Consider the following 13,469-nt stretch of genomic DNA (forward strand, 5'->3'; position numbering starts at 1 on the left):
CGAGCCGCCCGCCCCGGTCACCGGCCCCGCTCGACCCGCGTCACGGCGTCGGCCAGCTCAGCGAGCGCTGCCCGCCCGCCGCGACCTCGACCTCGACCTCCTGGAACGAGTCCCAGTCGATCCCGAACCGCCAGCTCCCCGGCGTCGCGTAGTGCGTCCGGGCGCTGCTCTCCCGCACGTCCCAGGTGGTCGACGCGATCATCAACCACTCGTCGAACGCCCGCGCGTAGGACACGCCCTGCCCGGCGACCCCGGCCCCGTAGGCCAGCGACACCTCGGCGAGGTCGTCCACCGAGTGCTGCTCGCTGCTCCCGCCCAGCTCACCGCGCTGGGAGTGCGACAGCTGGAACAGCACGTCCGAGGCGTCCCGCGAGGTCAGCTCCGCGCTCGCCAGCGACCCGTCCCGCGCCCCGGCCAGCAGCCACTCCGCCCACGAGCCGAACACGCGCACCGTGGGCAGCGCGAACCCGCTCACGTCCCCGAACGTCCGGGCGGACATCGCCACCGCCGCGCCACCGGCGTCGCGCACCGCCTCGACCCGCGCCGCGATCTCCTCCGGGCTGAGCGCGGAGTCCGGCAGGTCCAGCACCACGAGCTTGCCCGCGACCCCGGTCAGCTCCTCGGGCCGCCCGCCGCCGCCGAACGCGACCGGGTAGTCGCGCGTGCCGCGCCAGTCGGCGGGTGTGTGCCAGTCCGCGCGCACCTCGCGCCCGTCGACCGCGAGCCCGAGCGCCTGGTCGGTCAGCCCGATCCCCGCGAGGTACCCGATCGAGTTCCCCTGGCCGTAGCTGTGCGCGTACACCCGGTCGTGCCGCGCGTCGCCACCGCCCCGGTACCAGACGGCCTCGCCGCCGTCCGTCCACGCGAGCACCGCGTCGTTCCAGTCGCCGCCCCGCGCCCTCGGGTCGTCCACGCCGACCTCGACGCGCTCGCCGTCGCGCGCGTCCAGCGACACGCCGGTGTGCCCGGACACCACGAGCTCCGGGACCGCCAGCACGGTGCTCTCGGTGACCCCGTCCCGCCACGTCCGCACGCCCGCGAGCACCGCGTACCGCCCCACGGGCAGCCGCGTCGCGCCGCCGATCTCCAGCGGGCTCACCACCCCGCTCGCCAGGTCGACCACGCTCATCATCGGGTAGCGCTCCAGGTGCAGCTGCGCGGGCAGGCCGTCGCGGTCCAGCAGCTGCGCGGTCACGTCGTACCGCTCGGCCTCCTGCCGCAGCAGCACCGGCGTGCGCAGCGCGACGCCGTCGGCCGAGGCCGTCAGCACCCCGCCGTGCGCGCCCGCCGCCACGGCCCTGGGCGTGCCCACGACCTCGACGGTGGCCGTGCCGCCCGCCGGGACCACCAGGGACGTCGCGGACAGCGCCGTGCCCGCCAGGTCCAGCGACAGCGCCAGCGTCACCGGCCGGTCGCCGTCGTTGCGGTAGCCCACCGGGACCCGCCGCTCGGTGGTGTCCTCCCAGCGGAAGTCGAAGTCCGCCGTCGAGGTGCTCGCGTGCACCGGCGAGGTCACCGCGCGTGCCACGTCCAGGCGACCGCCGCCGACCGCCAGCGCGTTCGCCTGCACGCCCGCCGAGGTGGACACCAGCGCGGGCTTGAGCAGCTCCGCCGTCCAGTCCGGGTGCCGCTGGGCGAGGATCGCCGCCGCGCCCGCCACGTGCGGCGCCGCCATCGACGTGCCGGACATGCTGCGGTAGCCACCGGTGCCCGCCTCGGCCGCGACGACCGACCCGCCGGGCGCGGTGATCTCGGGCTTGACCGCGTACCGGCCGGTGCGCGGTCCCCGGCTGGAGAACCCGGACAGCGAGTCGTCCTTCTCCACGCTGCCCACGGCCAGCGCCGAGTCGGCGGTCGCGGGCGAGCCGACGGACTCGTCGCGCCCGGAGTTGCCCGCCGCGATCACGAACAGCGCGCCGGTCTCGGCGGTGAGCGCGTCCACGGCCAGCGCCATCGGGTCGGCGCCGTCCGTCGGCCCGCTGCCGAGGCTCATGTTGATCACGTCGGCGTCGGCCTCGCGGGCGGCCCACTCCATGCCCGCGATGATCTCGGCGTCGTTGCCCCAGCCCCCGTCGTCGAGCACCTTGCCGACCAGCAGATCGGCCTCGGGGGCCACACCCCGGTACTTCCCGCCCGAGGCCGCCCCGCTGCCGCCGACGGTCGACGCGACGTGCGTGCCGTGCCCGTGCCCGTCGCTGGGTGAGCCCTTGGCGGTGAAGTCCCGCGCCCGCGACACCCGGCCCGCCAGGTCCGGGTGCGCCGGGTCGTAGCCGGTGTCCAGGACGGCGACGCGCACGCCCTCGCCGGTCAGCCCGGCGTCGTGCGCGGCGGGCGCGCCGATCTGCGGCACGGTCCGGTCCAGCGAGACCCTGGCCCTGCCGTTGAGCCACACCTCCGTCCCGCCCGCGTCGGCCACGCGCGGCGCGGACAGCTCGGCCCAGTAGGACCCGGTGCCGGACTTCGGCACCTCGGCCACCCGCGCGCCGATCGAGGAGAGCACCTGCCCGGCGTCGGCGATCGAGGACTCGGCGGCCGGACCGCGCACCAGCAGCGGCGTGGCGTCGAAGCCCGCGTCGTCGTAGCCCTGCCGGATCAGCCCGGTGACGTTGAACAGCTCGACGTCCACCTGGCCGGAGGCGACCCGCGCGGCGGCGTCGTCGGGCAGCACGTACCGGTCGCCGCCCCGCTCGTACTCGTGGAACCGCAGGTGCCCCCGGTCCGGGACCAGCGCGGTGGCCAGGCTCCAGGCGGAGCCGTGCCGGGTGGCGGTGACGACGTCGCCCGTGATGAGCGTGACGCGCCGGGTCTCGTCGGCGGTGGGAGGGGTGGCTCCGGAGGGCGCCGCGAGCGCGGCGGGGACGGGTGCGGCGGTCGCGGCGACGGTGATCGCGGCGACCGCTAGGCGGTGGAGTGGTCTCACGTCGCCTTGCACGGCTGCGCCCGATCCACGGCTGCACGACGTGCTCTGGCTAACAAAACCCTTGTCCGCCAACGGTTCACCGGCTCCGCGCACGCCCCTGGACCAACGGGTCGAGCCCGCTGCTGCAACGGGCCGAACCCGCGCAACCCCCGGTGCTCCGGTCGACCCGCCCGCTCTCGTGCCGCCGGTGGATTGACGGGTTCAGGCCACTGTGGACGGACGCCCGGCGCAACCCCCGAACCCCCGAAGCGCGGACCGCCGCGCGGCCTCACCCGGAAGTGGAAACCTGAACCCCCGCGTTCTTGTCGGACCTCCTCGCTAGCGTCTCCCGTCAGCACTCGACGAGGAGGAGCACGTGGCAGAACCGGGCAACCCGCCCCAGCAGGCGTTCACCGTTCCCAAGCCGTGGCGGAAGCACGTCCACCCGCGCCGGGGCGGCGGCGTGCCCAGCAAGGACGAGGTCACCGAGGCCAGTGCCGCCGAGGGCAGGGCGATGCTGGCGACCGCGCTGGGGCGCACCGAGGGCGCCTTCGCGCACCCCGTCAGCGACCCGGCGCTCGTGCGCGCCGCCCGCGAGCACCTCGGCGGCGCGTCGAACCCGGTCGGCGCGGCGGCGGTGGCCGCGCTGGCCGGTGCAGGCGTGCAGGCGCACGTGGTCGACGCCTGGGTCCTCGACCACGGGCTCGCGTTCGCGGCCTGCGCCGCGCTGGAGTCGGGCGACCTGGCCGCCGTGGCGCAGCGCTACGGCGACGAGTCGGCCGCGCTCGTCCGCCTCGGCGTCGACGACTCCGGCCACAGCGGCTCGCTGCACGACCGCGAACCGCTGCGGTGGCACGGCGAGGTGTTCCCCGAGCGCGTCCGCAGGCTGCTCGCCACCGCGTCGGACGCCGACCACGCGCTCGTCGAGGCCGCGCTGTCCGAGCGCCGCGCCACCGAGCGCGCCAAGGCGGCCTCCGCCTACCTCGTGCCCGCGCGGGCGGACTGGGTCGACGAGGCGATCACCGCGCTGGCCGGTCACCGGGGCAGCCAGTGGCACCGGGTCCTGCAGTCGGTCGGGTCCCTCGACCAGCTGCGCGCCGCGCTCGACGCGGGCGCGCCCCGCTTCCTCCTCCAGTACCCCTGGATCAGCGCCACCCTCGCCGACGCGATCGGCCCCGACTTCGCCCCGGAGATGGCCGAGCTGCTGGGCAAGGGGCCGGAGTCGTTCGTGTTCGACCGGGTCATCGAGGTCTTCCAGCACTTCACCACCCCGGCCGTGGTCGACGCGCTCCTGGAGCACCGGGGCGTCAAGAGGGTCGAGACCGCCCTGCTGGAGCTGGGCCGCAAGCACCCCGAGCTGCTGCTCGACCGGCTCGCCGCCTCCCCGCACGCCGACCTGCTGGAGGGGCACCTGCGGCGCCACCACGACCTCGCCGCCCGCGCCGATCTGCCGGAACCGGCGGCCCGGATCGCCGAGCGGGTGCTCGCCGAGCACGCCGCCGTGCCCGCTGCCGCCCCGGCCGACCTGCCGCCGCTCCTGGTCGACCCGCCCTGGCTGGCCGGGCGCGCCTCCGCCGCGCTCCCGGTGGTCGCGCTGCCCGAGCCGACCCACCGGGCCGTGCGGTGGCGCGACGGCGAGCGGGAGCGCTGGGGCGCGCCCACCCGCTTCCTGCCGAGCGGACCCCGCGACTGGCCGGTGGAGCTGAAGGCGTTCCTGGCCGGGGGGATGCCCGAGTACCGCAGGCAGGAGCTGTTCGCGGCCGGGCCGGTGGACGAGCTGCGCCCCCTGCTGCCTGACCTGGTGCTCGACCCGAAGCGGTGGGACACGGACGAGTTCGGCATGTTCCTGGTGGCCCGCTTCGGCGTCGACGCCGTCCCGCCCGTGCTGACGCTGGTGAACGCCGAGGCCAAGTACGCCGAGGCGCTGCTGCCGCTGGAGTCCGTCGAGGTGGCCCGGCTGGTCGCGGCCCGCCTGCACCGGCCAAGGAGCACCGCCGCCCGGTACGCGGCCTGGCTGCGCCGCCACCCCGAGCAGGCCGCGCGCCTGCTGCTGCCCGACGCGCTCGGCGCGCCCGGATCCCGCAGGGACGCCGCCGAGGAGGTGCTGCGCCGCCACCCCGACCACGCCCGCGCCGCCGCCGCCGAGCACACCCCCGAGGCCGTCGCCGCCGTGGAGGCGCTGCTCGCCGTCGACCCGCTGGACCTGGTGCCCGCGAAGCCGCCCGCGCCTGGCGCGTGGTGCGAGGTGACCGCCCTGCCCCGGCTGCTGCTGCGCGACGGCCGCGCGCTGCCCGACGAGTCGGTGCGGCACGTGACCACGATGCTCGCCATGACCGGCCCCGACACCCACTACGCCGGGCTGGACGCGCTGCGGGAGCTGTGCGACGAGACGTCCCTGGTGGAGTTCGCGTGGGCGGTGTTCGAGCTGTGGGTGCTCAACGCCATGCCCGCCAAGGACTCCTGGGCGCTGACCGCGCTGGGCGTGCTCGGCGACGACCGCGTGGTGCGCCGCCTCGAACCGCTGATCCGGGCGTGGCCGGGGCAGTCGCAGCACCACAACGCCGTGCGCGGGCTCGACGTGCTGGCCAGGATCGGCACCGACACCGCCCTGATCGCGCTCAACGGCGTCGCGCAGCGGGTGAAGTTCGCCGGTCTCAAGGGACGCGCCGAGGGCAAGGTCGCGGAGATCGCCGAGGACCTCGGGCTGACCGGCGAGCAGCTGGCCGACCGGCTCGTCCCCGCGTTCGGCCTGGACGAGGAGTCCGCGCTGGTCCTGGACTACGGGCCGCGCCGGTTCACGGTGGGCTTCGACGAGTCGCTGCGCCCTTACGTGCTGGACGAGGCGGGCAAGCGGCTCAAGTCGCTGCCCAAGCCCGGCGCGAAGGACGACCCGGAGCTGGCGCCCGCGGCGAGCAAGCGGTTCGGGCAGCTGAAGAAGGACGTGCGGACGGTGGCGTCGCTGCAGATCGCCCGCCTGGAGGCGGCGATGGTGGAGGGGAGGCGGTGGAGCGCGGCGGAGTTCCGCGACTTCCTGGTGGGGCACCCGCTGGTGGTGCACCTGGTGCGGCGGCTGGTGTGGGTGGTCGACGGCGGAGGGGCGTTCCGGGTCGCGGAGGACCGGGGGTTCGCGGACGCGCGCGACGAGGCCGTGGTCCTGCCCGACGACGCGCGGGTGGGCGTGGCGCACCCGGTGCACCTGGGCGACGAGGTCGCGCAGTGGCAAGGGCTGTTCGAGGACTACACCATCCTGCAACCGTTCTCCCAGCTGGACCGACCGGTGCGCGCGCTCGCCGAGGGCGAGGCCGGGTCGCGCTCGCTGGACCGCTTCGTCGGCGCGGTGATCACCACGACCCTGCCCGCCCTGCGCAAGCGCCGCTGGGAGCTGGGCCCACCCCTGGACGCCGGGATCATCTCGACCCTGCACCGCCCGCTGCCGGGCGGGGGAGTGGTGAACGTGCAGCTGGACCACGGCATGGGCACCGAGGAGTGGCACAACTGGCACGGCGAGGGGTTCCGGTCGGTGACGCTGCAGGGGGTGGCCGCGTTCGGCGAACTGGACCCGGTGACGGTGTCGGAGCTGCTGGACGAGCTGATCGTGATGACGGCGGAGCGGGAGGAGGGGGAGTAGGGGCGGAGGAGGCTGAGGCTGAGGCAAGGGAGGCGGCTGCTCGGGGCAGGACGACGCCTGGGGCTGGGTGAGGCCTGGAGCTGGGCAAGCCTGGGGCCGGGCAAGCCTGGGGCCGGGCAAGCTTGGGGTTGGACAAGCCTGGGGTTGGGTGAGGCCGGGCCGGGGCGGGGAGAGTGGGGCGGGGCGCGGGCGCGTCCGTGTCCCGGCTGGAACCTGCCCCGGCGATGAGACGTCTGCCCCTTGCCGGGCTTGCGGTGGTGATGAGGCGACCGCATTCCGGCCGGGATTCCGGTGGGGCGAGTTCAGGCGTCCGTGATCGCCACCGCCCGATTCACCCCACCCGCGCCACCGCCTCCCCTCACCCCACCCGCACCGCCGCCGCCATCCGCCGGACCGCTTCGCTGATCAACTCCGGTGACGTGGCCAGGTTCAGCCGCGCGTGCCCCGCGCCGCCCGTGCCGAACCCCGTCCCCGACGTCAGCGCCACCCGCCCGCGCTCCAGGAACCCCGCCGCCGGGTCGTCGCCCAACCCCGATTCCCGGCAGTCCAGCCACGCCAGATAAGTCCCCTCGCCCGGCGCGTACCGCACCCCCGGCAGCTCCTCCGCCACCAGCTCCCCGAGCAACCGCCGGTTCGCGTCCAGCCCCGCCAGCAGCGCGTCCAACCACGCCCCGCCCTCCCGCAGCGCGGCGGCGTGCGCGATCACCCCGAGGTGGCTGGGCCCCTCCTTCACCCACTCGGGGAACCGCCCCAGCTCCTCCTCCGCCCCCTCCCCGGCCACCACCACCGCCGCCTTCAACCCGGCCAGGTTCCACGCCTTCGACGCCGACAGCACCGCGAACCCCCGCTCCGCCCCCGGCACGCTCAGGTAGGGCGTGAACCGCGCCCCCGGCAGCACCAGCGGCGCGTGGATCTCGTCCGACACCACCCGCACCCCGAACCGCTCGGCCAGCGCCGCCACCTCGGCCAGCTCCTCGGCCCGGTGCACCGCCCCGGTCGGGTTGTGCGGGTTGCACAGCAGGAACACCGGCCGCGACCCGTGCGCGCCCGCCACCCGGAACGCCTCCTCCAGCGCCGCGAACCCGATCCGCCCGTCCACCCCCAGCGGCGCCTCCACCACCCGCCTGCCGGTGTGCGCGACGAACTGGAAGAAAGGCGGGTAGACCGGGCTGTTGACCACCACGGCGTCCGAGGCCGACGAGACCACGTCGAGCACCTCCAGCACCCCGCGCATCACGTCGGCGACCGGCGACACCCGCCCGGCCACGACCCCGGCCCACCCCCACCGCTCGCGGGCGAACCCGTCCAGCGCCTCGGCGTACGCCCCGCCCGCCGGGTACCCGGTGTCGCCGAGCGCGACGGCGTCGGCGATCGCCCGCACGACCGGCGCCGCGAGGTCGACGTCCATCTCCGCGACGAACACCGGCAGCACGTCGTCGGGGAAGGTGCGCCACTTCTCGCTCGTGCGCGCCCTGAGCCGCTCGGGGGAGAGCCCGGTCAACGGGTTCGGCACGTCCGCGTCATCGCTGCTCACCCCACCGAGGGTACGACCGGGGCCACCCCCGCCCACCCCCGAGGTCCACCGCGCGTCCCCCTCGGGAGGGACACGGGTTCGCGGTGCGGGGGGACGTTCCGGGGCTCCGCGATTCCTAACGTCACCGGTGTCGGATCAACCAGCCCACCACGGAGAACCACGTGCGCTCTCGCCTCCTCGCCGCCACCGTCACCGCACTGGCCGCGACCGCGCTGACCACCGCCTGCGACGACGCCCCCGAGGCCGTCCAGCTTCAACCGAGCACCCAACCGAGCACCCAGCCGAGCAGCACCCGGCCGCTCACCCTGGCGCCCTGCACCGACCTGCCGGACCTGCCCACCGCCGAGTGCGGCAGCATCACCGTCCCGCTCGACCGCGCCAACCCCGGCGCGGGCACCACCACCGTCGCGTTCGCCCGAGTGCCCCGCACCGACCAGTCCCAGCCGCCGCTCGGCACGATCGTCCCCAACCCCGGCGGTCCCGGAACCTCCACCATCGACTTCTCCGGCCCCCTCTACGCCCAGGGCCTCGCCCCCGTGCTCGACCGCCGCGACCTGCTCCTGATCGACCCGCGCGGCACCGGCCGCTCCACGCCCCTGACCTGCGACGCGCTCGCCGACCCCACCCTCGCCCTGGCCGGTCTGGACGAGCGCCGCACCGCCATCGGCGAGTGCGGCGAGCAGCTCGGCGACCGCTCCGCGCAGCACAGCACCACCGCCGTCGCCGCCGCCGACGACGACATCCGCGCCGGACTGGGCATCGAGGAGCTGGACCTGTTCGGCGACTCCTACGGCACGTTCCTGATGGCCACCTACGCCCAGCGCCACCCCGAGCGCACCGCGTCCGCCGTCCTGTCCGGCGCCTACTCGGTCACCGAGCGCACCGAGGGCGCGATGGGCGCCGCCGCCCTGCGCCGCGCGATCACCCTGGTCTGCGAGCGCACCCGGCAGTGCGACGGCCCCACCGCCCTCGCCGACCTCTCCGCGCTGGCCACCACCCTGCGCGCCACTCCGTCCACCGTGGACGTCGAGCTGGACGGCGCCACGCGCCAGGTCCCCCTCGACGAGTGGCAGCTCGCGGGCGCGGTCGGCAAGGCGTTCTCCAGCGCCCCCGACCCCGAGCTCCAGGTGGGCGTGGCCACCGCCGCGTCCGCCGCGCGCACCGGTGACCTGACCCCGATCCGGACCCTCGTCAGCCGCTACCTCGCCACCGAGGTCGCCACCGCCGCGGCCGGTGTCCAGGCCTACGCGGTCGCCGCCGACTGGGCGGTCAGCTGCCACGACTACCCGGAGGCCTTCCCCGGCGGCGGCGACGACCGCGAAGCCGCCTACGAGCGCGGACTGGCCGCGCTGGACGACGCCGACTTCGCCCCGTTCTCCGCGAGGGCCTGGAGCACCAGGGGCTCCTACGACTCCGGCGCCTGCCTGAAGTGGCCGCACGCCCCGAGCCAGGGCGCCCCGTTCACGGCCGGAGCGCCGATGCCGGACGTCCCCGTGCTCGTGCTCAGCGGCGACCTGGACGCCAACACCCCCGTCGAGGCCGGGAAGCAGGCCGCCGCGCAGTTCCCGAACGCCGAGGTGGTCGAGGTCCGGAACGCCGGGCACACGCCGTCGGTCAGCGAGGGCGGCATGGTCCGGATCCTGGAGTTCTACGCGGCGCGATGAGCGCCACAGGTTCGCCCTACCGTGTGCACCGGTGCAGTGGAGGAGGAGTGGCGCGGCGCGGAATTCCTGGCTGATCGCACTGGTCTGCGTGATCGGCGACGTCAGCGCCCTGCTGGTGTTCGACGAGCTCGCCGCCCGGTCCCCGAACGCCCTGCCCGCAGGCTTCTGGGCGGCGCTGGTGATCGTCGCACTGGCGGACCTCGCGCTCGCCCTGCCCGCCCGCTTCACCGGCGCCGTCACCCTGGTGCAGGCCGCCGCCCGCATCGGCACCGCGGCGCTGCTGGGCGGTCCGGACGTCGGCGTCGACGGCCGGGTCGGCAACGCCACCGGCCTGGTCGCCGCCGGTTACCTGGCAGGGGCGTGGCTGCGCGGCCGGTGGGCGTGGGTGGCGCTGGGCGCGCTGGTGCTGGCGGTGCTGGGCGCGCGGTGGACCGCCGTGCCCCCGGCGCTCGACACGGTCGCCGTGCTGGCCGTCGAGGCGCTGACCAACGCGCTGCTGCCCTGGCTCGCGGGCCGCTACACCTCCTCCAGGATCGCGTTCCTGGAGGAGGTCAAGCGCAAGCGGCGCGACGCCGAGGAGCAGGTGGCCCGCGCGCTCACCGAGGAGCGCGGCGCGCTGGCCCGCGACCTGCACGACACGATCTCGCACCACGTCAGCGCCATCGGCGTGCATGCCGGGGCGGCCAGGTTGCGGCTGGCCGGGCTGCGGTCGACCGGGCAGGGCGGCGACCCCAAGCTCGACGCCGCGCTCGGCCAGGTCGAGCGCTCCGGGCACGCGGCCCTGGCCGACCTGCGGCGGATGCTGGACGTGCTGCACGGCGCGACCCGCGACAGCACCCGCCAGCCGGGCCTGTCCGGGCTCGACGACCTGGTCGACGGGGTGCGGGCGACCGGCGTCCCGGTGGAGGTGCGCACCGACGCCCTGCGTCCGGACCGGCTGCCGGGCTCGCTGGACGTGGCCGCCTACCGGGTCGCGCAGGAGCTGCTCACCAACGCGCTGCGGCACGGCGACGGTGAGCGGGTCGAGCTGCGGATCACCCAGAGCGCCGCCGAGCTGGTCGTGTCCGTGGCCAACGGCGTGCGCCCCGGCCCGCCCGCGCACGGCAGCCGCCAGGGGCTGGACGGGGTGCGGCACCGCGCGGCGCTGTTCGGCGGCGGCGTGGTGTGCGGGCCCGACGGCGGCTCGTGGCGCGCCACCGCGACGTTCCCCCTGGAGGCGACCCCGTGACGATCAGCGTGCTGCTGGCCGACGACCACGCGTTCTTCCGCAGCGGCTTCCGGGCCGCCGTGGAGACGCAGGACGACCTGGTGTGCGTGGCCGACGTCGGCAACGGGCGGGACGCGGTGGACCGGGTGCTGGCGCTGGGGCCTGACGTGGCCGTGCTGGACGTGCGGATGCCCAAGCTGGACGGCCTCGAGGCCACGGCGGCGATCCTGGCGGCGGGCTCGCCCACCAAGGTGCTGCTGCTGACCACCTACGACGACGACGAGTACGTGCACCGCGCGCTGGAACTGGGGGCGAGCGGGTTCCTGCTCAAGAGCACCCCCGCGCACGAGCTGGTGGCCGCGATCCGGGTCGTGGCGCGCGGCGACGCGCTGATCGACCCGGCGGTCACCCGCCGCCTGGCGAGCCGGTTCGCGCAGGCGCTGCGGCCCGCCCCGAGCGCGCCGGGGCTGGAGCTGCTGACCGCGCGCGAGCGGGAGGTGCTGGTCCTGGTGGGGACGGGGGCGGCGAACTCGGAGATCGCGGCGCGGCTGCACGTGGGGGAGGAGACGGTGAAGACGCACGTGTCGCGGGTGCTGCGCAAGCTGGACCTGCGCGACCGCGTGCAGGCCGCCGTGTACGCCAACCGGCACGGGCTGGCGCCGCGCGGCGACGGTCGCCCGGCCTGGTGACGCTGCCCGGTGACACGGCTTGGTGACGCGGCTTGGTGACGCGGCTTGGTGATGCTGCTCGGTGACGCGCGCCCCGCAGCCACCGGGTGCGGCACCCCGAAACCCCGCGCCCGCACCCGGTGATCACCGGCGTCCGCGCGCCGTATGAACCAGTGGTGCGAACTTCACTGGGGGAATCACCGAACCGGAAGCCCGGCGCCTCGCCGGTCCGCCGACCGCGCCGGGTGGCGGGCCTTGCCCTGGCCGCGCTGCTCGCGCTGCCCGCCGTCACCGCCGTCACGGCCACCACCGCCGCCGCCGATCCCGGCAGCGGCGGCAGGCTCACCTGGAACGCCTGCCAGGACGGGTTCCAGTGCGCGACGCTGGAAGTCCCGATGGACTACACCGACGCCCTGGGCGCCACGGTCGACCTCGCGGTCATCAAGCTGCCCGCCACCGACAAGGCCCGGCGCGTGGGCACCCTGTTCGTGAACTTCGGCGGCCCCGGCGCGTCCGGCCTGCAGCGGATGCGCGAGCGCGGCCGGTGGCCGTGGCTGTTCTCGCCGGAGCTGCGGGCCAGGTTCGACGTGGTGTCCTGGGACCCGCGCGGCATCGGCGCGAGCACCGCCGTGCGCTGCTTCGACACCCTCGCCGAGCAGCAGGCGTACCTGGGGGCGATGCCCGAGCTGCCCGGCGACCCGAGCGGTGAGCCCGCGTTCTTCGCCGCCTCGCGCGACTTCGCCGAGCGCTGCGGCGAGGAGGCGGGCGACCTGCTGGAGCACGTGTCGTCCGCGAACACCGCCCGCGACCTGGACCAGCTCCGGCGCGCGCTGGGCGAGGACAAGCTGACGTACCACGGCATCTCGTACGGCACCCAGCTCGGCGCGATCTACGCGAACCTGTTCCCGGACCGGATCCGCGCGATGGTGTTCGACGGCTCGATGGACTTCGTCGGCAACATCACCGGTCACGGCGACCAGGGCACGACCGTCCCGCTGGACACCCGGCAGGGCGTGTCGGACGCGATCGCCGAGACGTTCGACGAGTTCCTGCGGCTGTGCGCCGAGGCCGGTCCCGCCTGCGCGTTCGGCGAGGGCGACCCGAGGGCCAAGTGGGAGGCGGTCATGGCCCGCGCCGAGCGCGGCCCCATCACCGTCCAGGGCGAGGACGGGCCGCAGACGTGGACCCGTTCGGCGATCTTCAACACGGCGGGCGACCTGTCGGCGCTCAGCGGCTGGCCGGACATCGCCGCGCTGCTCCAGAGCCTGCACGAGGCGGTGACGGCGGAACCGGCGGTGGCGGCGGAACCGGCCGCGCGCACCGCGCTCGCCCCGCGCGAGCTGTACACGTCGAACCGCACCGAGGCGTTCCACGCGATCCAGTGCGTCGACAGCGACTTCCCGACCGACGAGTCGGTGTACCGCGCGCACGCCGCCTCGGAGGACCGGCGGGTTCCGCACTTCGGCCGGATCGGCGTGCTGGACATGATGAGCTGCGCGTACTGGCCCGCGCGCGACGCGAACCGCTACACCGGCCCGTGGAACCGCTGGACGTCGGCCGAGATCCTGGTGATCAACAACCGCTACGACCCGGCGACCCCGCTCGCGGGCGCCCAGGCGGGCGCCTCCCAGCTGGCCCGCGCCCGCGTCTTCGTGACCGAGGGCCACGGCCACTCGACCATGCTGTCCCCCAGCACCTGCGCCGAGCGGGTGAAGCTGGACTACCTGGTCAGCGGAGCGTTCCCGGCGGCGGGCACCCGCTGCGGCAACGACGCCCCGAACCCGTTCACCTCCTGACCTGCCCCGAGGGCCGTCCCGCAGCACGTCGCGGGACGGCCCTCGGTCGCGTTCCGGTGCCCCGCCCAGGCGA

The 13,469-nt window shown here is 75.7% G+C and carries 7 protein-coding genes; 5 read left to right on the forward strand and 2 right to left on the reverse strand.

The window, feature by feature from the left end; translation table 11 throughout:
- Positions 1-40 precede the first annotated feature (40 nt).
- The gene (locus LV78_RS32400) at positions 41-2,920 is read right to left on the reverse strand and encodes a S8 family serine peptidase (protein ID WP_253849830.1); all 2,880 of its coding nucleotides are present in this window, start codon (positions 2,918-2,920) and stop codon (positions 41-43) included.
- Positions 2,921-3,275: 355 nt separating this feature from the next.
- Here LV78_RS32400 and LV78_RS41850 point away from each other — a divergent pair, with 355 nt between their 5' ends.
- Positions 3,276-6,527, forward strand: coding sequence for a DUF4132 domain-containing protein (locus LV78_RS41850; protein ID WP_308208783.1), 3,252 nt, complete (start codon positions 3,276-3,278; stop codon positions 6,525-6,527).
- A 358-nt stretch (positions 6,528-6,885) separates the two neighbouring features.
- Here LV78_RS41850 and LV78_RS32410 read toward each other — a convergent pair whose 3' ends face one another.
- Positions 6,886-8,061: a MalY/PatB family protein gene (locus tag LV78_RS32410; protein WP_253849831.1), complete on the reverse strand. Its 1,176-nt coding sequence runs from the start codon at positions 8,059-8,061 to the stop codon at positions 6,886-6,888.
- 161 nt (positions 8,062-8,222) lie between these two features.
- Here LV78_RS32410 and LV78_RS32415 point away from each other — a divergent pair, with 161 nt between their 5' ends.
- From LV78_RS32415 to LV78_RS32430, 4 genes are all read left to right on the forward strand, one after another.
- Positions 8,223-9,725, forward strand: coding sequence for an alpha/beta fold hydrolase (locus tag LV78_RS32415; RefSeq protein WP_308208784.1), 1,503 nt, complete (start codon positions 8,223-8,225; stop codon positions 9,723-9,725).
- Between the two features lie 31 nt (positions 9,726-9,756).
- Positions 9,757-10,953, forward strand: coding sequence for a sensor histidine kinase (locus tag LV78_RS41855; RefSeq protein ID WP_253849832.1), 1,197 nt, complete (start codon positions 9,757-9,759; stop codon positions 10,951-10,953).
- On the forward strand, positions 10,950-11,621 hold the full coding sequence (locus LV78_RS32425) for a response regulator (RefSeq protein WP_253849833.1): 672 nt from the start codon (positions 10,950-10,952) through the stop codon (positions 11,619-11,621). Before LV78_RS41855 ends, LV78_RS32425 begins: the two co-directional genes overlap by 4 nt.
- A 155-nt stretch (positions 11,622-11,776) precedes the next feature.
- On the forward strand, positions 11,777-13,396 hold the full coding sequence (locus LV78_RS32430) for an alpha/beta hydrolase (RefSeq protein ID WP_253849834.1): 1,620 nt from the start codon (positions 11,777-11,779) through the stop codon (positions 13,394-13,396).
- The last annotated feature ends 73 nt before the right edge of the window (positions 13,397-13,469 follow it).

Source organism: Actinosynnema pretiosum (assembly GCF_024171695.1).
GTDB classification, from domain to species: domain Bacteria; phylum Actinomycetota; class Actinomycetes; order Mycobacteriales; family Pseudonocardiaceae; genus Actinosynnema; species Actinosynnema pretiosum.